We start from the raw sequence: 23,752 nt of genomic DNA, 5'->3' as shown, positions 1-23,752 counted from the left end.
ATCTACACAACCCAACACACTCTTTCCCAACACGCCGCTCTTCCGATCTGCATCTCACGGCTGGTCCGGGGCCGCCGGCGCCGAAGGCCGATACGCCGACGGGCCCGGAGCCGCGGGTGCGGCTCCGGGCCCGTCACGGGAAACCGGAGGTCGGAAGTCGGAAAACCGGAAGCCGGAGGCTAGACGCCGATCGCGACGGTCGGCTCGCCCGACATCACGCCGTCCTTCTCCATCTGCTCGGCGATCTTCATCGCCTCTTCGATGAGGGTCTCGACGATCTTCGACTCGGGAACGGTCTTGATGACCTCGCCCTTGACGAAGATCTGGCCCTTGCCGTTGCCGGAGGCGACGCCCAGGTCGGCCTCACGGGCCTCGCCGGGGCCGTTGACGACGCAGCCCATGACCGCGACGCGCAGCGGGACCTCCATGCCCTCCAGGCCCGCCGTGACCTCCTCGGCCAGCTTGTAGACGTCCACCTGGGCGCGGCCGCAGGACGGGCAGGAGACGATCTCCAGGCGGCGGGGCTTGAGGTTCAGCGATTCCAGGATCTGGATGCCGACCTTGATCTCCTCCACCGGCGGGGCCGACAGGGAGACGCGGATGGTGTCGCCGATGCCCTCGGAGAGCAGCGCGCCGAAGGCGACGGCGGACTTGATCGTGCCCTGGAACGCCGGGCCGGCCTCGGTGACGCCGAGGTGCAGCGGGTAGGTGCACTGGGCGGCCAGCTGCCGGTAGGCGTTGACCATGACCACCGGGTCGTTGTGCTTGACCGAGATCTTGATGTCGCTGAAGCCGTGCTCCTCGAAGAGGGAGGCCTCCCACAGGGCGGACTCGACCAGCGCCTCGGGCGTGGCCTTGCCGTACTTCTTCAGCAGTCGGGCGTCGAGCGAGCCGGCGTTGACGCCGATCCGGATCGGGGTGCCGGCGTCCTTCGCGGCCCGCGCGATCTCCTTGACCTTGTCGTCGAACTGCTTGATGTTGCCGGGGTTCACGCGGACGGCGGCGCAGCCCGCGTCGATCGCGGCGAACACGTACTTCGGCTGGAAGTGGATGTCGGCGATGACCGGGATGTTCGACTTCTTCGCGATCACGGCGAGTGCGTCGGCGTCGTCCTGCGTCGGGCAGGCCACGCGGACGATGTCACAGCCGGACGCGGTCAGCTCCGCGATCTGCTGGAGCGTGGCCCCGATGTCGGAGGTCCTGGTGGTGGTCATCGACTGCACGGAGATCTGTGCGTCCCCGCCGACGGCGACCGAGCCGACCTGGATCTTGCGGCTGACCCTGCGGTCGGCAAGCTTCGTCGGCACGGCCGGCATTCCGAGAGAGATGGCAGTCATCTGCTGTGCAACCCCAAGGTGTGGATATAGGTGCCGGGATCGGCGGGCTCCAACGTCCGAGATTACGCCAACCGGCACGGCTCCCGCGCATCGCCGGTCGGGCGCCACCCGAACGTAGGGAGCCGGGCACGATGCGTGCCCGGCTCCGATGCCCATGCTGTAGGGACGGCCCGCACGATGATGCGCAGGCGGCCCGCCGGTCTTTCGATCAGGTGATTTTGATCGGATTGACCACGTCTGCGGCCAGGACCAGCAGGGTGAAGCAGAGGAAGACTCCGGCCACCACGTACGCCGCGGGCATCAGCTTCGCCACGTCGAACGGGCCCGGGTCGGCGCGCCGGAACACCCGGGCGAAGGCCCGCCGGACCGACTCCCACAGGGCGCCCGCGATGTGCCCGCCGTCCAGGGGCAGCAGGGGCAGCATGTTGAACAGGAAGAGGGAGAGGTTGAACATGCCCAGGACGTTCAGCATGATCGACATCCGCTGCTCGCTCGGAATGTCCAGGGCGGCGATCTCCCCGTTGATCCGGGCGGCGCCGACGATGCCCATCGGGGAGTCGGGCTCGCGCTCGGCTCCGTTGAAGACCGAGTTCCACAGGGCCGGGATCTTGCCCGGGAGCTGGGCCAGGCCCTGCACGCTGCTCTGGACGACCTCGCCGACCCGGTCCGCGGACTGGGTGAAGGTGAGCGGGGCGATCACGGACTTCGGGCCGACGCCGAGGTAGCCGGCCGAGACGTACTCGCCCTTGACGTAGCCGCCGTGGCCGTCGGTCTTGCCCACGCGGTTCTCCACGAGGCTCGCGTTCAGGGTGACTTTCTGCCCGTCGCGCAGGACGGTGAGGGTGGCGGGTCCGATGGTGTTGCGGATGTCCTTCTGGAGGGCGTCCCAGTCCTTTACCGGCCTGCCCTGGAAGGCCACGATCTTGTCGCCGGCCTGCACGCCCGCGGCCTTGGCCGGGGCCGCCGGGTCGCCGGCCTTGCAGGTGTCGCGGTTCTCGCTCTGCTTGATCACGCAGTCGGTGACGGTCTGGACCTGGGTGGTCGTCTGCTGCACCCCGAAGGTCATCCACACGCCGAAGAAGATCGCCATCGCCAGGACCAGGTTCATGAACGGTCCCGCGAACATCACGATCACGCGCTTCCACGGCTTGCGCGTGTAGAAGAGCTTCGATTCGTCGCCCGGCTGCAGTTCCTCGTACGCCGCCGAGCGCGCGTCCTCGATCATCGAGCGGAACGGCGAGGTGGAGCGGGCGGTGATCTTGCCGTCCTCCCCCGGCGGGAACATCCCGATCATGCGGATGTAGCCGCCCATCGGGATGGCCTTGAGCCCGTACTCGGTGTCGCCCTTCTTGCGCGACCAGACGGTCCGGCCGAAGCCGACCATGTACTGGGGCACGCGGATGCCGAAGAGCTTGGCCGTGGAGAGGTGGCCGAGCTCGTGCCAGGCGATCGAGAAGAGCAGCCCGACCACGAAGACGAGCACGCCGATCAAGGTCAGCAGTAGCGTCATGCGCGCGCCTCCAGGGCGGCCCGTGCCGCCATCTCCTGTGCCCGGGCCCTGGCCCAGGTCTCCGCTTCAAGGACGTCCGCGACCGTGAGGGAAGTTCCCTCGGCGGGGGTCCCGTGTTCATCGACCACGGCAGAGACCGTATCCATGATTGCTGTGAACGGGAGCCGACCGGCCAGGAACGCCTCTACGCACTCCTCGTTCGCCGCATTGAACACGGCGGGCGCGGTGCCGCCCAGCGCGCCGACGTGCCGGGCCAGGCCCACCGCCGGGAAGGCCTCGGTGTCCAGCGGGAAGAACTCCCAGGTGGAGGCCTTGGTCCAGTCGAAGGCGGTGGACGCGTCCGGGACCCGCTGGGGCCAGCCGAGACCGATCGCGATCGGGCCGCGCATGTCCGGCGGGGTCGCCTGGGCCAGCGTGGAGCCGTCGGTGAACTCCACCATGGAGTGCACGTACGACTGCGGGTGGACCACGACCTCGATCCGCTCGAAGGGGATGTCGTAGAGCAGGTGCGCCTCGATGACCTCCAGCCCCTTGTTGACCAGGGTCGCCGAGTTGACCGTGATCACCGGGCCCATGGCCCAGGTCGGGTGGGCCAGGGCGTCCTCCACGGTGACCGAGGCCAGCTCGGCGCGGGTGCGGCCGCGGAAGGGCCCGCCGGAGGCGGTGACCACGAGCTTGCGCACCTCGGCGCGGGTGCCCGCGGCGAGGGCCTGGAAGAGCGCCGCGTGCTCGGAGTCGACCGGGATGATCTGGCCCGGCTTCGCCAGGGCCTTCACCAGCGGGCCGCCGACGATGAGCGATTCCTTGTTCGCGAGGGCCAGGGTCCGCCCGGCCCGCAGCGCGGCGAGGGTGGGCGCGAGGCCGATGGAACCGGTGATGCCGTTGAGCACGGTGTGGCACGCGGAGGCGGCGAGCTCGGTGGCCGCGTCCGGGCCGGCGAGGATCTCGGGCAGCGGCTCACCGGGTCCGTACTCGGCGTCCAGCGCCTCCTTGAGGGCCGGTACGACGTCTTCGCGCGCCACGGCCACGGTGTTCACGCGCAGCAGCCTGGCCTGCTCGGCCAGCAGCGCGACCCGGCCGCCGGCGGCGGACAGGGCCGTGACCCGGAACCGGTCCGGGTTGCGCAGGGCGAGGTCGATGGCCTGGGTCCCGATGGACCCGGTGGAGCCGAGGATGACGATGTCCCGACGGCCGGCCGCGGGGTCGAAGAGGAGGTGCGGATCGGCGAGGGGGGATGGGCGGTCGCTCATGGACCCATTGTTGCCGCAACTCAGGGGCGGCCGGACACGGAGCCCCCATCCGTGACCCGAAGGAGAAGGTGCGGGAGCGTCCCGGCGAAGTCCGGGAGGGTACGGGCCACCGCCCACCAGGCGTCCGGGTCGGAGCCGAGGGCCAGCGCGAACAGCCGGTCGGCCTCGGACCGCGCGGCGATCACCGGGGCGGCCGGTGCGTGCCGGTCGGGGTGGTCCACCTCACCCAGCCAGTGGTCCTCGTCCAGGGCCCAGCAGGCGGGCGCCTTGTGCCGGATCACGTCCTCGCCGGTGAGCAGCCCGCGGGCGAGGCAGTCGCGCACCCAGCGGATGTCCTCCTGGCCGGACTCCATGGGCACCGCGAGGCTCGCCAGGGCCAGTTCGCGGTCCACGCCCCCGGCGGGCTCGGCGCCGCCGGGCGCCACGGAGCGCACCGCCTCCGAGAGCCCGGGCACCGGCGGCCCCTCCGCGGGCTCGGGCAGGGTGCCGCGCACGATGCGGGCCACCAGGACCGGCAGGGTGCCGGGGAAGGCGGGGGCGTGGCGCAGCAGCTCCGCCCAGAGCCGGGGGTCGTCGCGCAGGGGGCGCAGCGCCCGGGCGACGGCGGTGCGCATGCCGGTCCGTTCGGGCAGGGTCCAGCGCAGGCCCTTGCGCCGGTTCAGGGCGGCGAGGAGCAGGGTGCGGCGCGCGGGGGTCACGTGGGCGACGAGCTCCTCGTGCGTGACCCGCCCCATCCGCACGGCGCGGACGGCGGGCCGGTACCAGCGGGGCTCGTCCGGCGCCGCGGTGGCGAGCAGCCCGTGGACGGTCTCCCGGGGCAGGTCGAGGGCGAGCAGCAGGGCTTCGACGGAGCCGGCCGGCAGGGGCAGGCGGCGGTGTTCGGCGAGCAGTTCCTCCGGGTCCACGTCGGGCCGGTGGGGCAGTGCCAGGACGTCCAGCGGGACGCGCGGCCCGCGCCGGCCGTGCCGTCGGAGCAGGCCGATGAGTTCGGCCGCGGTGAGCGGCTCCCCGTCCGGGTCGCGGCCGAGCTCGGCGCGGAGCACCGGCAGGAGTTCCGGCGGGGTCCGGCGGCGGGCGTACCGGGCGGGCCCGGGCAGGCCGGGCAGCGGCCGGCCCACGACGCGGGGGTTGCGGGCGACGTAGTTGCGGGCGGCCTCGTCTCCGTGGCGCAGCAGCAGGGTGACGGTCGAGGCCGCCAGCCATTCGTCGCGGCACAGGTACTTGAAGGCGGGCTCGTCGAGCCGGCCGATCATGTCGGTGACGACGTGGTCGGGTGCGTGGCGCAGCAGGTGCGCCACGCACCAGGCCAGCCGTCGGCTGGTGCGGTCTTCCTCGGCCGTCGGCATCGTTCTCGTCCGCCTCGCGCTGTGCTCGTACGGGTACCAGTACCCGGACTCGTACCCGTACTCATCCTCGTACATCTGTCTGATGTCGGGCGATGATTTCAGCTCAGCGCAGCGGCCGGTGGACGTTTTCCCGGGTGGAGGGGCCGGGGGCGGCGTCGGCGATCCACGGGCCGTCCCCGGAGGGGTCGAGGATCCCTTCCTCCAGCCAGGTGTAGGTGCCGGACAGGACCCCGGCCACGACCTTGCGGTCCAGGTCGTCGGTGTTGTCCCAGAGCCGTCCGAAGAGCTCCTCCACGCGGAGCCGGGACTGCCGGCAGAAGGCGTCGGCCAGCTGGTAGGCCTCGCGGCCGTGCTCGCCGGAGGCCCGCAGGTGCTCGGCGCGCACGCAGGCCGCGCTCATGGCGAAGAGCTCGGCGCCGATGTCGACGATCCGGCCCAGGAACCCCTGCTTGGTCTCCATCCGGCCCTGCCAGCGGGACATGGCGTAGAAGGTGGACCGGGCGAGTTTGCGCGAGCCCCGTTCGACGTAGCGCAGATGCGTGGCGAGGTCGGGGTGGCCGCTCGGATGGAAGGCCCGGTAGGTGCCGGGGACCTGGCCGGCGCCGGTGGTGAGCTGGGGCAGCCAGCGGGCGTAGAACCCGGCGGCGCGGGCGCCCGCCTTCGCCTTGTCGCCCAGGGCCTTCTCCGGGTCGATGAGGTCGCCGGCCACCGACAGGTGGGCGTCCACGGCCTCGCGGGCGATCAGCAGGTGCATGATCTCGGTGGATCCCTCGAAGATCCGGTTGATGCGCAGGTCGCGGAGCATCTGCTCGGCGGGGACGGCCCGCTCGCCGCGGGCGGCGAGGGACTCGGCGGTCTCGAAGCCGCGCCCGCCGCGGATCTGGACCAGCTCGTCGGCCATCAGGCAGGCCATCTCGGAGCCGTAGAGCTTGGCGAGCGCCGCTTCGATGCGGATGTCGTTGCGGTCCTCGTCGGCCATCTGGGAGGCCAGGTCGACCACGGCCTCCAGGGCGAAGGTGGTGGCCGCGATGAAGGAGATCTTGGATCCGACGGCCTCGTGCAGGCCGACCGGCCGTCCCCACTGCTCGCGCACTCCGGACCATTCGCGGGCGATCTTGAGGCACCACTTCCCGGCGCCCACGCACATGGCGGGCAGCGACAGCCGGCCGGTGTTCAGCGTGGTCAGCGCGATCTTCAGGCCGGCCCCCTCGGCGCCGATGCGCTGGGCGGCGGGGACCCTGACCCGGTGGAAGCGGGTGACGCCGTTCTCCAGGCCGCGCAGGCCCATGAAGGCGTTGCGGTGCTCGACGGTGATGCCCGGCGAGTCGGCCTCCACGACGAAGGCGGTGATCCCGCCGCGGTGGTTCTCGCTCTTCGGCACCCGGGCCATGACCACGAGGAGGTCGGCGACGACCCCGTTGGTGGTCCAGAGCTTCACCCCGTCCAGGACGTACGCGTCCTCCCCGTCCGGGACCGCCGTGGTCGCCAGGCGCGCCGGGTCGGAGCCCACGTCCGGCTCCGTGAGGAGGAAGGCGCTGATGGCGGTGGTCGCGCAGCGCGGCAGGTAGGCGTCCTTCTGCTCCTGGGTGCCGAACATCTTCAGCGGCTGGGGCACGCCGATCGACTGGTGGGCGGAGAGCAGGGCGCCGATGGCCGGGCTGACGGAGCCGACGAGGGCGAGCGCCTTGTTGTAGTACACCTGGGTGAGGCCGAGGCCCCCGTACTTCGGGTCGATCTTCATGCCGAGCGCGCCGAGCTCCTTGAGCCCGCGCACGGTCTCGTCGGGGATCTTCGCCTCGCGCTCGATGCGCGCTCCGTCGACGGAGGTCTCGCAGAACTCCCGCATCCGGGCCAGGAAGGCCTCGCCGCGGCGGACGTCCTCCTCGGCGGGGAGCGGATGGGGGTGGATCAGGTCCAGCCGGAACCGGCCGAGGAACAGCTCCTTGGCGAAGCTCGGCCGCTGCCAGTTCTGTTCCCGGGCCGCTTCCGCGACCTGCCGTGCCTCGCGCTCGGTCACCTTGGGCGGTGCGGACGGCACGGACTGCGCGGACTGTCCGGACTGTCCGGACTGTCCGGGCCGTGCCGGCTCCGGGGGCGGAACGGGCTGTGCGGGCTGTGTTGCCGACATGAGGGGGCTCACCTCGCCGCCGAGAGAGGGGGTGCTTACCGGTGGGTGCTACCAGTGAGTCGTACCCGTTTCGGACGGTGGGGAAGCGGCGGTAAAAGAGGGACGGCCGCAGCCCGCTCCGCGGCCCGTTCAGGCGCCGTGCCGCTCCACGGCCAGCCGGGCGACCCGCTCCGCGTGCGGGACGAGGTAGAAGTGGTCGCCCTCGAAGACGTGGGACGTGAAGGCGCCCGCGGTGACCGCCGACCAGGCCTGCGCGCCGAGCGGGGTGACCCGGGGATCGCGGTCGCCCGTGAGGGCCATGACGTCCGCGCGCAGCGGCGGGGCGTCCTCGCGGCGGCGGTAGGTGTCGATGAGGCGGAAGTCGTTGCGGATGACCGGCAGGAACAGCTCGCGCAGCTCCTGGTTCTGCCAGATGGCCACGTGGGGACCGCCCAGCGAGGTGACGGCCGCGATCAGGTCCTCGTCGCTGCGCGGCGGGACCACGGCGGCGGGCACGGGGAGCCCGCGGCCCGAGACGCACAGGCGCGTGACGTGGTCCGCCCCGGCGGCTTCGAGGCGCAGGAGGCACTCGTACGCCACGGCCGCGCCCATGCTGTGCCCGAGGAACACCGTGGGCACGCGGGTTTCGGCCAGGAGCTCGGCGGCGATCTGCGGCGACAGCGCGTCCATCGTCGGGATCAGGGGTTCGCCCATGCGGGTTTCGCGTCCCGGGTACCGCACGGCCACGACCTCGACGGAAGGCTCCAGGTAACCCTGCCAGTCGCGGAAGAAGGCCGCGCCGCCTCCCGCGTGCGGGAAGCACACCAGGCGCAGGGCGGGGTCATCCACGGGACGGTGGCGGACCAGGTAGGACACGTGCGACTCGTTTCGTCGGCCGGGATCGTCTCGCCGGGCGGCGTGGGACCGCGCACCCGGGCGCCCACGACCCTGCCACACGACGGCGGCGGCCCGGGGCTCCGGGGGACGGGCCGGGGGCACGCTCCCCCGCCGCACAACGCAAAGAAGACGGCCGGAGCCCCCGCACAGTAGGCTCCGGCCGTCGGCTTGGTGGCCGTACGAGTTCGGTCAGATGTCGAGGCCGCTGAGGACCAGGACCCGCTCGTAGGTGTAGTCGTCCATCGCATAGCGCACGCCCTCGCGGCCCACGCCGGACTGCTTGACGCCGCCGTACGGCATCTGGTCGGCGCGGTAGGACGGGACGTCGCCGACGATCACGCCGCCGACCTCCAGCTCGCGGTGGGCGCGGAACGCGGTCTGGATGTTCCGCGTGAAGACGCCGGCCTGCAGACCGAACTTCGAGTCGTTGACGGCGGCGAAGGCCTCGTCGGTGTTCTCGACCCGGCGCAGGGTGAGGACCGGTCCGAAGACCTCCTCGGTGGCGAGGGTGACGCCCTCGGGCACCTCCGCGACGACGGTGGGCTCGTACGAGGCACCCTCGCGCTTGCCGCCCGTGAGCAGCTTGGCGCCGGCGGCCACGGCCTCGTCGACCCAGGACTCGACCCGCTTGGCGGCGTCCTCGGAGACGAGGGGGCCGACGTCGGTGGCGGAGTCGTTCGGGTCTCCGGTGACCTGCTCGCGGACCTTGGCGACGACCTTCTCGACCAGGCGGTCGTAGACCGCCGCGTCGGCGATCACGCGCTGTACGCCGATGCAGGACTGGCCGGCCTGGTAGTTCGAGAAGGTCGCGATGCGGTTCGCGGCCCAGTCGAGGTCGGCCTCCGAGGACCAGTCCTCCAGGACCACGGCCGCGGCGTTGCCGCCGAGCTCCAGGGTGCAGTGCTTGTGGGGCACGGCCTGCTGGATGGCGTAGCCGACCTTGTCCGAACCGGTGAAGGAGATGACGGGCAGGCGCTCGTCCTTGACCAGCTCCGGCATCTTGTCGTTGGCGACGGGCAGCACGGACCAGGAACCGGCCGGCAGGTCGGTCTCGGCGAGCAGCTCGCCGAGGATCAGACCGGAGAGCGGGGTGGCCGGGGCCGGCTTCAGGATGATCGGCGCGCCGACGGCGATGGCGGGGGCCACCTTGTGGGCACACAGGTTCAGCGGGAAGTTGAAGGGCGCGATGCCCAGGACCGGACCCTTGACGAAGCGGCGGGTCAGGGCCAGGCGGCCGACACCGCCGGCGTCGGTGTCCAGGCGCTGGGCCTCTCCACCGTTGAAGCGGCGGGCCTCTTCGGCGGCGAAGCGGAACACGGACACCGCACGGCCGACCTCACCGCGGGCCCACTTGATCGGCTTGCCGTTCTCGGCGGAGATCAGCAGCGCGATCTCCTCCGTGCGCTCGGCGAGGCGGCGGGCCACGTGGGCCAGGGCCTCGGCGCGTACGTGGGCCGGGGTCGCGGAGAACTCCGCCGTCACGGCGTACGCGGCAGCCACGGCCTCTTCGACCTGGGCGTCGGTCGGGACGCTCACGGTACCGACCAGGCGGCCGTCCCACGGGGAGTGGACGTCGAAGCTGTCGTCGCCCGTGGCCTGGCGGCCGGCGAGCCAGAAGGCGTGGGTGGAAGTCATGCTGATCCCGGCCCTTCGGAGTGTGTGCGGTGGGTCCTTGTCCCCTCCACCGTAGGACTCCGGCGGGGTTTCGGCGTTTGTCCGGGGTGGAGTACGTGCGGGGCGCGGCGCGCCGCTTTGTCAGTGTCGGGGCGGCAGCCGCCCGTGCGGGGCCCTGCCGGGGGCTTCTACGGGGCTCCGACCGGCCCGGCCGTACGGGGCTCCGGGCGGCCCGGCCGTACGAGGCTCCGGGCGGCCCGGCTGCGCCAGCGGCGGGCTCGGCTGCACCGGGGGCGGCCGCTGCGCGGGGCGGAGTTCCCCTACCCGCCCTTCGCCCGTTCCCCGGGCTGCGCCCGGACCCCTTCTGGGGCTCCGCCCCAGACCCCGCGCCTCAAACGCCGGCGGGGCTGGATTGTGCCGCTCCGCGGCAAACCAGCCCGCCCCGCGCACATCCAGCCGAACGCCGGCCACAATCAGCCCCTCCGGCGTTTGAGGAGCGGGGGCCCGGGGGCTGGCCCCCGGCAACGGCGCCGCACCCGGCAACGGGTCCGGGCAAAGCCCGGGGAACGGGCGAAGGGCGGGTAGGGGACCTTGCCCCGCAGGGCCCACCCAGCCGCACCCGCCCACCGGACCCCCGCCAGGACGGCCATGGCGACAGCCCCGACCGGCCACCGCCGGACGGAGTCCGGCGCAGCGACGCGAAGCCCGCGCAGCGGTGCGAGCGGCGCGTCGAAAAGGGGCCCGCGCAGCGGTGCGAGCGGCGCGTCGAAAAGGGGCGGCGCGTTAAGAAGGCGCGGTGGCCTTCAGGGCTAGCCACAGTTCCATGCGGACGTCCGGGTCGTCGAGGGAGCGGCCGAGGATCTCCTCCACGCGGCGCATGCGGTAGCGCAGGGTGTGGCGGTGGACGCCCAGGTCGGCGGCGGCCGCGTCCCACTGCCCGTGGCGGGAGAGCCAGGCCTGGAGGGAGGCCACCAGGTCGCCCCGCCCCTTCTCGTCGTGCTCGCGCAGCGCCCGCAGCGTGCCGTCCGCGAAGGCCCGTACCGCGTCGTCGGCGAGGAGGGGGAGGACCGAGCCCGCGGCCAGGTCCTCGTGTTCGACGAGCGGGCGGCCGCGCCGCCGGGCCACGGCCAGGGCCTGGTCGGCCTGTTTGAAGGCCGCCGCCACGCCGGAGGCTCCCGCGGGTGCGGACAGGCCGAGGACCAGCTCGTCCGGCTCCGGTTCGGCCGCCTCCCGGCCGCGGCGCGATTCCAGTGCCTCCGCGTGGGTCACGCAGGCCTGCACCGCCGAGCCCCCGTCGGCCGCCAGGACCACGAGCCGGCCGGGCTCCGGCACCACGAGCAGGGTCTCCCCCGTGCGCGCCGCCGCCGATTCCACGGCGTCGGCCAGCAGCGCCAGCCCTTCCGGCTGGGCCGTGCCGGCCAGGGCCGGTTCCGCCACGAGGATCCGGAACGGTGCGTCGAGCAGGGCTCCGTACAGGTCTCCGGCGACGGCCTGGGCGTGCTCCGCCTGACCGGCGAGCAGCATGCGCAGCACGGCGGCGCCGAGCCGGGACTCCGCGTCGTGCAGGGAGCGGGAGCGTTCGGTGGTGAGGGTGAGCAGGGCCACCGCGGAGTGGACGGCGTACCGTTCCGCCGTGCCGAGCGGGGCCCCGGTGCCGACCGCGAGGGCTCCGCGCGCCCGCCGCCCGGTGCCCAGCGACTGGAGTTCCACCCGGTCCTCGGAGCCGCCGACCACGGCGCTGGCCGGGGCGGGCCGCTCCCGCAGCCGTTCCACGTCGGGGGTGAGCCGGGCGGCCCGGCGTGCGGCCCAGTCGGGGGCGGCCGCGACGACGGCGCCCGAGGTGTCGTAGAGGGCGGCCCAGCCGTGCACGTGCGCCGCCAGCTTCGTGAGGAGTTCGGCGGGCCCGTCGGCGGACAGCGCGGCCCGGGTGAGCTCGCGCTGTGCTTCGAAGCCGGCGGTCACGGCCCGGTACTGGTCGGCGGCGAGGGCGGCGGAGACGGCCTTGCTGATGGCGAGGAACGGGGTGCGCCGGGGCACCTCGAGCAGCGGCAGGTCCTCGGCGGTGGCGGCGTCGACGAGCGCCTCGGGGACGGCGTCGTAGTTCACGCCGATGGCGAAGCCGATGCCGACGACCCCGGCCGCGGCGAGCCTGCGCACGTAGCGCCGCATCTCCTCGGGGTCCTCCGCGTCCAGCTTCATCGCGGTGATGAGGAGGAGCTCCCCGCCCTCCATGTAGGGCACGGGGTCGGCGAGCTCACTGACGTGGGCCCAGCGCACGGGGGTGTCGAGGCGGCCCTCCCCGGCCCGGACGCTGAGTTTGAGCGCCGAGTGCTGGACGAGCGAGGCGAGGGTGAGCGGCATGGGTACCGGGGCGCCTTAGGGAGAGGAGGGGTGCGGCGGCGAGGTGCCGACGGAGGATTCTCGCCGTGGACCACCACCGCGGTTTTCGCCGTGTCGTACGAACGGCACCCCTTGATTCTGCCACCCCGTACGGGTTCGCTCCCTCCGGCGGCCGTCCTCCCTCTGCTCCGCCCCCGTCAGCCCCGCCCCCCTCAGCCCTGCCCCCCGAGCCGCACCAGCAGCGGGGCGGCCCGCTCGCCGCGGACGGAGGTCAGCGAGAGCACGGCGTGGCCGGGGGGCACGGTGTTGGCGAGGGCGGAGGCCGACCAGCGCTCCCGCTCCACCTTGCGCACGGTGACCGCGTCGGTGGTGACCGCCTTGCCGGTGATCACCTTGCGGACGGCGTGCACGGCCCGGGTGAAGGGCTGGTCGGCATAGACCGTGCGGCTCGTGACGTCCCGCGTCTCGACCAGCTCGGTTCCCCAGGCGTCGGCGAACCACTTGCCGTCCCAGGTGGTGACCCCGGAGAAGGCCATCCGGCAGCCCACCGATCCGAGGAGCGGGGTGCGCAGCCCTTCGGGTACGTCGTCCAGGGTGCGCAGGGCCAGCAGGACGCCCGCGTTGGCCGACCGGAGCCCCTGCATGCTGCGCACGGCCTCGGCGGTGACGGTGTGCGAGGCGTCGTCGAGGACCAGGAAGGCGAAGAGGGACCGGTCGGGACGGGCCGCGGCCGCCGCGTTGAACTGGGCGAGGAGCAGCCGGGCCAGCAGCCGGGAGGCGTCGGGGTGGCCGCGCTCGGGGAGGTCCACCCGCACCCGGACGGGGTGTCCCAGCGCACGGAGGGAGAAGGGCCGCCCGCCGCCGGTGGTGTCGAAGAACCCGTGGAAGGCCGGCCGGTCGAGCAGGGCCGCCCGGTCGGCGAGCGCCGGTCCGGGGTCGCCGGGCGTGGCGTGCTGCCGTGCCCGGGCATCGAGCTCGCGCAGCATGCCGTGCCGGCCGGAACCCTCCAGCTCCTGGCGCAGCGCCCCGAGCGCGGCGGGCAGCTGTTCGAGCAGGGCGCGCAGCTCGGGGACGGTCGGGAAGCGGCCGTACGCGGCGTGGAACGGGCCGAGGATCTGGGCGAGCGCCGTTGCCGCCCGGCGTACGTCGACGCCCGGCAGGTCGCCGACGAAGGCCTCGGCGAGAAAGGAGGCCGCTTCGTCGGAGTCGGCGGTCCCGCCGTAGAGGTCGAGGTCGTGGACGGATGCCGGATCGCCCGGGCGCACCACGATGTCGTAGGCCTCGTCGGGTCCGAGCCGGGTGCCGGCGGCGCCGACGGCGATCACGGCCGCCTGTCCGGCGAGTGCCTGGAGGGCAAGGGACTCCACGACGGGCCTGACCAGCCCGTGGGTCTTGCCCGAGCCCGAGGGGCCGACGGCGAGGACCGAGGTGCCCAGCACGCCGGGGTCGAGGGCCAGACCGGTTCCGCGGCGTTCCTGGGGGTTCGGCTCGGCGCCGGTGACCTTGCCGAGCCAGACCTGCCCGACGGTCAGGTCGTGGGAGGCGGTGCGGGCCGGCAGGTCGCGGGCGCCCGAAGGGTGTCCGCAGGCGGCCGCGCCCTTGTCCCGTACGGCGTCCACGAAGGCGGGGAGCCGCGAGGGGTCGGCCCGCACGGTCTCCCAGGCCCGCCGGATCCGGGTGTGGTCGACATCGTTCATCCGGCCCCCCGCGGCCTCCGCGGCCAGCCGGTCCGCGGACTCCGCCAGCCCGGCGGCGCGCAGCTGGGGCCAGCCGGCCGGGGAGTCCGGGCCGCCCGGGGTCGCGGCCTGCGGGGCGTCGGCGGGACGGGCGGAGGAGCGCGGGCCGGTCAGCAGGGTGACCCAGCCGCCGAGGCGGGCGAAGACGACGCAGACGGGGGCGTAGATCACCACGTAGAGGGCGTTGGTGACGAACGAGCCCCCTGTTTCGCCGAGCTCCGCGTACGGCAGGTGCCCGAAGGCCAGGGGATAGACCACCAGGGTCTGGCTCTGGATCAGCAGGACGACGACGAGGGCTCCCGCCGCGGCGCCCAGCGCGCGGTACCAGGGCCCGCGGGCCGCGATCAGCTGGTCGAAGGCGGTCCGCCAGCCGCCCATCTTGGCGAAGGCGAGGAACAGCCCGACGGTGACCAGCAGCACGTAGACCTCGAGGGCCGCCTGGCCCCGGTGGTCGACCGGGCCGTTGATCAGGCCGCCCTCCCACCAGCTGTCGGGGGTGAAGTAGTAGAGCGGGGCTCCGATGAAGGGGAGGTTCCCGTCGAGGAAGGCTCGCCAGCACACGAAGAAGACGAGGAAGGAGAGCACGACCCGGGTGATCAGCGACCGGGCGCTGATGTCGGGCTTCGGCGCGGCCGGGGTGTAGGCGTAGCGCCAGATGCCGGGCTTGGCCTCCGGCCGCGGGGCGCTCAGCCAGGCCGTGAAGGGGGTCGCCGCGGGAGCCGGGGCGGGGCCTGCGGCCGGGCCGCCCGGTGCGTACGCGGGCGGCGGCGGGGCCGTGAGCGGCCTCGGCGGTGCGGGCGGCGGGCCGGCCGGCCGGGGGATGTGGGGACCGCCGGCCCCCACGCCGGGCGAGCCGCCGTAACCGCTGCGGTCCCCGCCGTGCGTGCCGTCGGTGTTCATGAAACCCCTGCCCCCTGCCCGTTACCGCGCCGCCCTGCCCTGTGCTGCACTGCACTGCACTGCGCGCTCAATCTAGTGGCCGTCGCCGCCCCGCGGCCCGTACCCGGTCATGATCCACAAGACAGGCGCGGAAACCTTCCTATGGCCGTCGCGGACAAGGACACGCGGGCACCACTCCCGAACGGAGCATGCAGGACCCCGCCTCCCGGGCCTAGCCTGCGGACAAAGACACAAGTGCGTCCGAAAACACCCCCCAGGAGCCCCCTATGACCGCTGTTCCGCAGGAGCGCCGCATCGTCACCGCGATCCCCGGCCCCAAGTCGCAGGAGCTGCAGGCCCGCCGTCTGTCGACGGTGGCCGGCGGCGTGGGCTCCGTGCTTCCCGTCTTCACGGCCCGCGCGGGCGGCGGCATCATCGAGGACGTCGACGGCAACCGCATGATCGACTTCGGTTCCGGCATCGCCGTGACCTCGGTCGGCGCCTCCGCCGAGGCCGTCGTGCGGCGCGCCGCCGCGCAGCTCGCCGACTTCACCCACACCTGTTTCATGGTCACCCCCTACGAGGGCTACGTGGAGGTCTGCGAGGCCCTCGCCGAGCTCACCCCGGGTGACCACGCGAAGAAGTCGGCGCTGTTCAACTCCGGCGCCGAGGCCGTCGAGAACGCCGTCAAGATCGCCCGTTCGTACACCAAGCGCCAGGCCGTCGTCGTCTTCGACCACGGCTACCACGGCCGTACGAACCTCACGATGGCCCTGACCTCGAAGAACATGCCGTACAAGCAGGGCTTCGGCCCGTTCGCCCCCGAGGTCTACCGCGTCCCGGTCGCCTACGGCTACCGCTGGCCGACCGGCGCCGAGAACTGCGGCCCCGAGGCCGCCGCCCAGGCGATCGACAACATCGTGAAGCAGATCGGCGCCGAGAACGTCGCCGCGATCATCATCGAGCCGGTCCTCGGCGAGGGCGGCTTCATCGAGCCGGCCAAGGGCTTCCTCCCGGCGATCGTGAAGTTCGCCAACGACAACGGCATCGTCTTCGTCGCCGACGAGATCCAGTCCGGCTTCTGCCGCACCGGCCAGTGGTTCGCGTGCGAGGACGAGGGCATCGTCCCCGACCTCATCACGACCGCCAAGGGCATCGCGGGCGGTCTGCCGCTCGCCGCCGTGACGGGCCGCGCCGAGATGATGGACTCCGTGCACGGCGGCGGCCTGGGCGGCACCTACGGCGGCAACCCGGTGGCCTGCGCCGGTGCGCTCGGCTCCATCGAGACCATGAAGGAGCTCGACCTCAACGCCGCGGCGAAGAAGATCGAGTCCATCATGAAGACCCGTCTGACGGCCATCCAGGAGAAGCACGACATCGTCGGCGACATCCGCGGCCGCGGCGCCATGATCGCGATCGAGCTCGTCAAGACGGACACTCCTGAGAACGTCGCGTCCAAGACCCCGAACCCGGAGGCGGCCGCCGCGCTCGCCAAGGCCTGCCACGCCGAGGGCGTCCTCGTCCTCACCTGCGGCACCTACGGCAACGTGCTCCGCTTCCTCCCGCCGCTGGTCATCGGCGAGGACCTGCTGAACGAGGGCCTGGACGTCATCGAGGCCGCGTTCGCCACCCTCTGATCGAACGTCTGACACGGGTGCTAGAACGCGGGGACCCGATCCTCGATCACCACGCGGCCACTACCGCGGGTAACGGTCGGGCACTGTGAAGAAGCTGTGGGGGGCCGATGGCGGGAGCGTTTTCCTGCTGTCGGTCCCCCTTCGGCTGCCGTACGGTTTCTGCAGATGAGTGAGACACACCGCTACCGGGAAACCGGAAGCGACACCAGTACCGGGCTTCCCCAGCGCCGCACTGGGCATGCGTTCGCGCACACTCCTCACCGATCGGACGGCCGCACGCCCCAAACCCCCCGGGGCGCCCGGCAACCCGATCCGGGCGGCCGCCCCGGAACCACCCCCCCTGTTCCGGGGCGGCCGGCCACTCTCCTCACGGCGGGTTCCGCCGTCTGCGCGCTCTGCGCCGTGCTCTTCGCCCTGACCACCTGGCAGGTGCTCGTGTCCGGGCCGCTGCTGGTCCCGGACGCCGCCCTCAGCCGGGCGCTCGTGCGCACCGTCCCCGACGCGGTCACCCAGCGCCTCTCCGACTTCGGCAACGTCCCGGTCGCGGTCCCCGTCCTGCTCCTCACGGTCCTCTACGCCGCCCGGCGCGGCAACCGGTGGGGCGCGGCGGCCGCGGCCCTGGCCATGGCCCTGGTGCCGGCCCTGATCGTGCCGCTGAAGGAATGGACCGGCCGCCCGGGCCCCCTGGAGCCCTGGGCCTCCGGCTACTACCCCTCGGGCCACACGGCCACCTCGTACGTGGCGTACACCGGCGCCGCCCTGCTCGTGCGCCCGTACGTCCGGGGCCGCTGGCCCCTCCCCCTCGCCGCCGCCCTCACCGCCCTGACGGCGACGGGCCTGATCCTGCGCGGCTACCACTGGCCCCTGGACGTCCTGGCCAGCCTCCTGATGTGCACGCCGCTGCTGCTCGGGGTGCGGTGGGCCGCGGGGCGAGGCGCCCCGGCTAAGGTCGCGTCATGGCGCAGGAACGGCTGAAGCATTCCGTCACGTACGGCGGGCGGGCTCACGAACTGACCCCGTCGGGGGGCGAGGTGGTCCTCCCGCGCAGCGGCGTCAAGATCCACCACAGCGGGTCCTGTCGGCACCTCACCGATTCCGGTGACCTCCCGAGACATCCCGACCCCGCCGGGGTCCTGTGGCGCCAACTCCTCGACGCCTCCGATCCCGCCGCGTTCTCCGCCTCCCGCGGGCTGGTCAACGGTGTGGGCAAGCCCCTCACCGGTGTCTGCTCCTGCGCCGTGCGGGCGGTCACCGACGACCACGCCGACAGCCTCCCCTACTGGCCCCTCGAGGCCGCGTTCGCGGCCTTCGACCCGGACGCCCACCGTGCCGCGGTGGAAGCCGCCGACCGGGAGGCCGCGCTGTTCCGCGAGCGGTTCCCGTGGAAGGAGTGGCCGGAGCTGTCCCTGGACCGGTACGCGCTGGGGCAGCAGCCCGGGCTCCCGGGGCCCTTCTACAGCCGGGACCTGGAGTACGGCAGCAAGCCGCTCGGCAGCATCACCGGCGGGTCGGCGTACAAGCACTTCGTCTTCCGCCGCAGGGACGGCAGCTGGTGGCACGATCCCAAGTACCCCGATGCCGCCACGGCGTGGAAGGCCGTACGGGCGGGCATCGTCGAGGCGGTCGGGGCGGCGCGGGCGGGCCGGGTCGCGGGCATCGACGACATCCCGGCGGTCGCCTCCGGCGTCACGGTCGTCGCCAAGACGCTGCGGGATCTACGCACCGGACGCCATCCTGCCGGTGTACGCCGACCACCTCACGCGGCACTACCTGTCGCTCGCGGGCGGCGACGCGTACGCCGGGCTCAGGCCGTTCGCCCGCAAGCAGGCCCTGCGCCGGCTGTTCCAGGACCGGGAGGGGTCCAAGGACTGGCCGCCGCAGCTGGTGCTGCGGTTCCTGTCCTGGTGGGCGCCCCCGCGGGTGGCCCCCCGCATCGTCCGCATCGGGATCGAGGACGGCGCCCGGACATGGCCGCAGTGCCTGGCGGGCGGCTACCTGGCCGTCGGCCCCGACGCGCTCGGCGATCTGCACGGCTTCGCCGGCTCGGAGGAGTTCACCGGGGCCCCCGGCTCCGACGGCTCCCCCGACGACCCCGGACCGTGGGACCTGGTCGGGCTGCGCGCGGGGGACCGGGTCGTGGCGATGGCCGGCCGCGACACCGTGCTCGGGGTCGGCCAGGTCACCGGCGAGGGATACCGCTGGCGCGCCGACCTCGCCGGCCACCGGCACACCGTCTCCGTGGACTGGGCCGGCTCCTACGCCGGAGTGCTCGACCCCTCGGCCGGCGACTGGGGTCCGCGGCTCGTCACCGACGTACGGCCCAAGCTCTGGTCGCGGATCCAGGCCCTGCGCACCGGCAGCGCCCCGGAGGCCGTGGAGGCGGAAGCCGGCCTGCTCCCGCCCCTCGATGCCGGGCTCCAACGGATCTCCGACGCCCTGGACCGGCGCGGCCAGGCCGTCCTCTACGGTCCGCCCGGAACGGGCAAGACCCGGCAGGCCCTGCGCTTCGCGGTCCGCCGGCTCGGCGAGCTGTCCGACGACCTGCCCGGCCTGTACCCGGCCGCCGAACCGGGCGACGAGCACTTCGACCACACCGTGCGGGCCCTCACCGCCGCCGGCCGGCTGACCCTGGTCACCTTCCACCCCGGCTACGGCTACGAGGACTTCATCGAAGGCCTGCGTCCGCGGCCGGGCAGCGCCGGTCTCTCGCTCGAAACGACCGCTGGCGTGTTCAAGGAGGTGTGTGCCAGGGCCGCCGCCGACCCCGGGCACCCGTACCTGGTCGTCGTCGACGAACTCAACCGGGCCGACCTCCCCAAGGTCCTCGGGGAGCTGATCACGGTGATCGAGAAGGACAAGCGGGGCATGGCCGTCACCCTCCCCCTGTCCAGGGAGGCGTTCTGCGTCCCGCGCAACGTCCAGCTGCTCGGCACCATGAACACCGCCGACCGCTCGATCCGGCAGCTCGACTCGGCCGTCCGGCGCCGCTTCGCCTTCCTGGAACTGCTCCCCGACACGGGACCGCTGCGCGGTTCCCCGGTGGACGAACTCGACCTCGGGGTGTTCCTGGACGCGCTCAACCACCGGATCCGGCGGGAGCTGGACCGGGAGAAGCAGATAGGCCAGGCCTTCTTCCTGCCCGCCGGCAAGCCCCTCGCGACCGCCGCGGAACTGGCCTCCGTGATCCGGGACGAGATCTGGCCGCTGCTCCAGGAGTACGCCTACGACGACTACGGGCTGCTCACGGGCTTCCTCGGGGAAGCCCTCGTCGACTCCGTGTCGCACACGCTGCGGGCGCTGCCCGACGAGGAGCTGGTGGCCGCTCTGTACGTGGAGTTCCAGGACCGCGCCGATGCTCAGCCTGCGTGAGTACGACAGGGCGGTCCTGCCCGGCATCCGGCTGACCGGCGCCGACCGCCGGCTGCTCGCGGACGGCGTGCTCGACCCGGTGCTGCGGATCCGGGAGCTGGCCGGCGACTGCCTTGAGGTCGAGGCGAGGGCGTACGTGGGGGTCGTGCGGCTGGACGCGTGCGAGATCCGGGTCCTGCCGAAACACCTCGGCGACGGCCTGGACGTGCTGCGGATGCTGGAGTACGCCGCGGACGGCCGGATACGGACGCCGGAGGCCGGCCGGCGGCTCGAGGCGGGCGACGCGGACCTGCGCGACCTCGTCGCGCTGATGGTCACCGAGCACTGCGAGCGGCTGCTGCGGCACGGGGTCCGGAAGGACTACGTCACTCGCCAGGAGGACCTGCCGGTCGTCCGGGGCCGGCTGCTGGCCGACCGGCAGGTGCTGCGCCACCACGGGCGCCTGGACCGGCTCGCGTGCCGCTTCGACGAGCACGACACGGACGTCGTCGACAACCGGCTGTGCGCCGCCGCCGTGGAACGGGCCGCGCGCACGGCCGGTTCTCCCCGGGTGCGGGCCCGGGCGCGGCGGGCCGCCGCACAGTTCGGACCGCTGGCGCCCACCCCGCTCGGGGATCTGCGCCAGGCCGTTTCCACGCTGTCCTACCACCGGCACAACGAGCACTACCGGCCCGCTCACCGGTGGGCCCGGCTGCTGTTGTCGGGCGGCGGGATCGACGGGCTGTTCGCCACCGGTCCGTTGGCCTCCCGGGCGTTCTTCCTCGACATGAACCGGCTGTTCGAGGATTTCGTGACGCGGCTGCTCGGGGAGGGCTCGGCGGGCAGCGGGCTGACGGTGACCGGCCAGTCGGCGCAGCGGCGGGTGCTCGTCGACGAAGCCACGCAGAAGCACTACAGCGAGGTGCGGCCCGACGTCCTGGTCCGCGGGGTGCGGGGCGGGGTGCCGTCCGGCTGCCGGTCGACGCGAAGTACAAGCTGTACGAGAGGAAGAAGCTCTCGACGCAGGACATCTACCAGGCGTTCCTCTACGCCCACGCGCTGGGCAGTCCGGCCGAGTGCGTGCTGGTCCATCCCGCCGGGCCGGACGCCTCGGGGGCGCGCGTCGCCGTACGGGACCACGCGGGCGCCACCTCGGCGCGCGTCCGGTCCGTTCCGCTGGACCTGCGGTCGGTCCTGGCCGGGCTGGCCGGGCCGCAGCCCCTGGAGGCTGCGGCCCGGGTGTGGCGCGAGGTCGTCGGTCAGCCGCCGAAGTAGGCGTCGAAGTTCTTCGAGAACTCCCAGCTGCCGAAGCGGTCCCAGTTGATCGACCAGGTCATCAGGCCGCGCAGGGCGGGCCAGGTGCCGTGGGTCTGGTACGACCCGCAGCTGACCTTCTTCGTCAGGCAGTCCAAGGCCTTGTTCACCTCCGCCGGGGAGGTGTGGCCGTTGCCCGCGTTGGTCGTGGCGGGGAGGCCGATGGCGACCTGGTCGGCGCGCAGCGGCGGGAAGACGCGGGCGGTGTTGCCGGCCACGGGGAAGCCCGTGAGCAGCATGTCCGTCATGGCGATGTGGAAGTCGGCCCCGCCCATGGAGTGGTACTGGTTGTCGAGGCCCATGATCGAGCCCGAGTTGTAGTCCTGGACGTGGAGCAGGGTGAGGTCGTCGCGCAGGGCGTGGATGACCGGGAGGTAGGCGCCGGCGCGCGGGTCCTGGCCGCCCCAGGGGCCGGATCCGTAGTACTGGTAGCCGAGCTGGACGAAGAAGGTCTCGGGGGCCATCGTCAGGATGAAGTCCGGGCCGTACTTGGCCTTCAGGGTCTTCACGGCCGAGATGAGGTTGACGATCACCGGGGTGGTGGGGGCGCGGAAGTCGGTGTCGCCGGTGGCCAGGGAGAGGGAGTGGCCCTCGAAGTCGATGTCGAGGCCGTTGAGCCCGTACTCGTCGATGATCTTGCTGACGGAGGAGACGAAGGTGTCGCGGGCCGCCGTGGTGCCCAGCTGGACCTGGCCGTTCTGGCCGCCGATCGAGATCAGGACCTTCTTGCCCGCGGCCTGCTTGGCCTTGATGGCCGCCTTGAACTCGGCGGCCGATTCGACGGTCGGGCACTCGCTGACCGGGCAGAGCTGGAAGCGGATGTCGCCCGAGGTCACCGAGGTGGGCTCGCCGAAGGCCAGGTTGATGACGTCCCACGAGGCGGGTACGTCGGCCATCCGGACGTAGCCGGAGCCGTTGGCGAAGCTGGCGTGCAGGTAGCCGACCAGGGCGTGGGCGGGCAGCCCGGGGTTGCCCGGGTTGCCCGGGCCGCTCGGCGTGGTCACCGGGACGGCGGCGCTCTTCGGGGATTCCCCGGCCGCGTTCACGGCGCTGACCTGGAAGGAGTAGGTGGTGGAGGCGTTGAGGCCGGTGACCGTCGCCGAAGTGCCGCTGACGGTGGTCGGGTTCGCGCCGTCCCGGTAGACCTTGTACGAGGTGGCGCCGGTGGCGGCGGCCCAGGAGAGGCCGACGGTGGTGGCGGAGGAGGTGGAGGCGGTGAGCCCGGTGGGGGCCGCCGGGGCCTGGGGCTGGCCGGGTCCGGAGCCGCCCGGGTCGGGGCCGACGAGGGTCACGTCGTCGGTGAACTGCGCGGGCTGGCCGTACCAGCCCTGCGTGTACACGGTCACCGAGGTGGTGCTCGGGCCGGTGCGGAAGCTCGTGCTCAGCTGCTTCCAGGCGCCCGGGGACTGGGTCCAGGTCTGCGGGTCCGTGGTCCCCGTGCCGGTCGCGCCGAGGTAGACGTACGCGCCCTGCACCCAGGCGCTCAGCGTGTACGCGGAGTCGGGCTTGACGGTGACGGTCTGGGAGCAGCGGGCGTTGTCCTGCCCGGCCGGGGTGCCCTTGAGGGCGGAAGTGCCGCCGTGCGCGGGGGTGCTGACGACGGCTCCGCTGCCGGCCGAGCAGCTCCAGCCGTCGAGGCCGGCCTCGAAGCCGCCGTTGCGGACGAGGTCGGCGTCGGCCGCGGTGGCCGGGCCGCCGGTGGCGAGGAGGCCGGCCGCCGCGAGGGCGGCGGCGGTAAGGAGGGACAGCGCGGAGCGCATGACGGTGGGTCTGGCGGGGAGGGTGGGGCCAGCAGGACGGGTGGGGCGCACAACTGCCTCCGGTACATGGGGGAATGGATCCGGGCCGCGCGTCGGGAAGCGGTGGGGGAAGGCGCAGCGGCGCCCAAGATGGTCCAGACCAATGTTCTTGTCAAGACTTCCCGCCTCCCCGTCCCACGGCGCGCGCCGCGGCCTCGTGCATCGCGAGCTCCAGTACCGCCGGATCGGTGAGCGTGCCCCGCCCGTCCGGGACCACGAGCCAGCGGACCCCGCCCGTGGCCCGGCCGGGGTAGGGGACCACGATCCAGGTCCCGTGACCGGCTCCCCGTACCCCCGTCCCGATCCAGCGCGACGCCGTGCCCGGGGGCACGAAGAAGCCCAGCCTGGCACCGCCGAAATCGGCGAGCACCGGGCCGGGCCGGTCGAGCAGCGCGTTCAGTACGTCGAGGGTGGCGCGTCCCAGCTCCCCCGGCAGGATCAGCACGTCCCACCGGTGGCCGGCGGGCAGCAGGGCGACCCCGAGGGGGTTGCGCTCCCATTCCCGCCGGCAGGCGTCCGGATCGGGCGCCACCGAAACCAGCCAGTCCACCGCCGTCTTGTCACCCGGGATCGTCATCGCCCGGCCTCCGCTCTCTGTGGGTGAGGTGATGCGTTCTCACAGGAGAGAGCGGGGCCGG

General features: G+C 73.1%; 16 protein-coding genes. 4 read left to right on the top strand and 12 right to left on the bottom strand.

Features of this window, described 5'->3' with window-relative positions; translation table 11 throughout:
- Positions 1 to 179: 179 nt before the first annotated feature.
- The 9 genes from ispG to ACIA8F_RS18670 all read right to left on the bottom strand — a co-directional run bounded on the left by ispG (position 180) and on the right by ACIA8F_RS18670 (position 15,037).
- Positions 180 to 1,337 carry a flavodoxin-dependent (E)-4-hydroxy-3-methylbut-2-enyl-diphosphate synthase gene (gene ispG / locus ACIA8F_RS18710; protein ID WP_243337575.1) on the bottom strand — a complete coding sequence of 386 codons (1,158 nt, stop codon included), beginning with the start codon at positions 1,335 to 1,337 and terminating at the stop codon, positions 180 to 182.
- 208 nt (positions 1,338 to 1,545) lie between these two features.
- Positions 1,546 to 2,847, bottom strand: coding sequence for a M50 family metallopeptidase (locus ACIA8F_RS18705; RefSeq protein WP_399379985.1), 1,302 nt, complete (start codon positions 2,845 to 2,847; stop codon positions 1,546 to 1,548).
- Positions 2,844 to 4,097, bottom strand: coding sequence for a 1-deoxy-D-xylulose-5-phosphate reductoisomerase (gene dxr / locus ACIA8F_RS18700; protein ID WP_399379984.1), 1,254 nt, complete (start codon positions 4,095 to 4,097; stop codon positions 2,844 to 2,846). The genes ACIA8F_RS18705 and dxr overlap by 4 nt, the downstream gene beginning before the upstream one ends.
- 20 nt (positions 4,098 to 4,117) lie before the next feature.
- Positions 4,118 to 5,518 (bottom strand): hypothetical protein, encoded by a 1,401-nt coding sequence (locus tag ACIA8F_RS18695; RefSeq protein ID WP_399379982.1) that lies wholly within the window; start codon positions 5,516 to 5,518, stop codon positions 4,118 to 4,120.
- 28 nt (positions 5,519 to 5,546) lie between these two features.
- The gene (locus ACIA8F_RS18690) at positions 5,547 to 7,571 is read right to left on the bottom strand and encodes an acyl-CoA dehydrogenase family protein (protein ID WP_399379981.1); all 2,025 of its coding nucleotides are present in this window, start codon (positions 7,569 to 7,571) and stop codon (positions 5,547 to 5,549) included.
- A gap of 129 nt (positions 7,572 to 7,700) precedes the next feature.
- Complete coding sequence (locus tag ACIA8F_RS18685; RefSeq protein ID WP_399379979.1) at positions 7,701 to 8,426, bottom strand: thioesterase II family protein; 726 nt, start codon at positions 8,424 to 8,426, stop codon at positions 7,701 to 7,703.
- 210 nt (positions 8,427 to 8,636) lie between these two features.
- Positions 8,637 to 10,082, bottom strand: coding sequence for an aldehyde dehydrogenase family protein (locus tag ACIA8F_RS18680; protein ID WP_399379977.1), 1,446 nt, complete (start codon positions 10,080 to 10,082; stop codon positions 8,637 to 8,639).
- A gap of 762 nt (positions 10,083 to 10,844) precedes the next feature.
- A complete protein-coding gene (locus tag ACIA8F_RS18675; RefSeq protein ID WP_399379975.1) occupies positions 10,845 to 12,422 on the bottom strand; it encodes a PucR family transcriptional regulator in 1,578 nt (525 codons plus the stop codon).
- A gap of 191 nt (positions 12,423 to 12,613) precedes the next feature.
- A complete protein-coding gene (locus tag ACIA8F_RS18670) occupies positions 12,614 to 15,037 on the bottom strand; it encodes an ATP/GTP-binding protein (protein ID WP_399379974.1) in 2,424 nt (807 codons plus the stop codon).
- 266 nt (positions 15,038 to 15,303) lie between these two features.
- Here ACIA8F_RS18670 and gabT point away from each other — a divergent pair, with 266 nt between their 5' ends.
- Both gabT and ACIA8F_RS18660 read left to right on the top strand, forming a co-directional pair.
- Positions 15,304 to 16,653, top strand: coding sequence for a 4-aminobutyrate--2-oxoglutarate transaminase (gabT, locus tag ACIA8F_RS18665; protein ID WP_399379972.1), 1,350 nt, complete (start codon positions 15,304 to 15,306; stop codon positions 16,651 to 16,653).
- A 402-nt stretch (positions 16,654 to 17,055) separates the two neighbouring features.
- Positions 17,056 to 17,628, top strand: coding sequence for a phosphatase PAP2 family protein (locus ACIA8F_RS18660; protein WP_399379970.1), 573 nt, complete (start codon positions 17,056 to 17,058; stop codon positions 17,626 to 17,628).
- A 478-nt stretch (positions 17,629 to 18,106) separates the two neighbouring features.
- Here ACIA8F_RS18660 and ACIA8F_RS18655 read toward each other — a convergent pair whose 3' ends face one another.
- A complete protein-coding gene (locus ACIA8F_RS18655; protein WP_399379968.1) occupies positions 18,107 to 18,376 on the bottom strand; it encodes a hypothetical protein in 270 nt (89 codons plus the stop codon).
- Positions 18,377 to 18,393: 17 nt separating this feature from the next.
- Between ACIA8F_RS18655 and ACIA8F_RS18650 the strand changes: the two genes are divergently transcribed.
- Positions 18,394 to 20,022, top strand: a complete 1,629-nt coding sequence (locus tag ACIA8F_RS18650; RefSeq protein WP_399379966.1) for an McrB family protein — start codon at positions 18,394 to 18,396, stop codon at positions 20,020 to 20,022.
- Positions 20,006 to 21,325, top strand: a complete 1,320-nt coding sequence (locus ACIA8F_RS18645; protein WP_399379965.1) for an McrC family protein — start codon at positions 20,006 to 20,008, stop codon at positions 21,323 to 21,325. The genes ACIA8F_RS18650 and ACIA8F_RS18645 overlap by 17 nt, the downstream gene beginning before the upstream one ends.
- Here the strand turns inward: ACIA8F_RS18645 and ACIA8F_RS18640 are convergent.
- Both ACIA8F_RS18640 and ACIA8F_RS18635 read right to left on the bottom strand, forming a co-directional pair.
- Positions 21,261 to 23,075, bottom strand: coding sequence for a chitinase (locus tag ACIA8F_RS18640; protein WP_399379964.1), 1,815 nt, complete (start codon positions 23,073 to 23,075; stop codon positions 21,261 to 21,263). The genes ACIA8F_RS18645 and ACIA8F_RS18640 overlap by 65 nt on opposite strands.
- 151 nt (positions 23,076 to 23,226) lie before the next feature.
- Complete coding sequence (locus ACIA8F_RS18635) at positions 23,227 to 23,691, bottom strand: hypothetical protein (RefSeq protein ID WP_399379962.1); 465 nt, start codon at positions 23,689 to 23,691, stop codon at positions 23,227 to 23,229.
- Positions 23,692 to 23,752 lie beyond the last annotated feature (61 nt).

This window comes from Streptomyces sp. NPDC051563, assembly GCF_044454225.1.
GTDB lineage: Bacteria > Actinomycetota > Actinomycetes > Streptomycetales > Streptomycetaceae > Streptomyces.
Note: the sequence above shows the minus strand (reverse complement) of the source record. Positions and strands in the feature narration are given on the sequence as shown.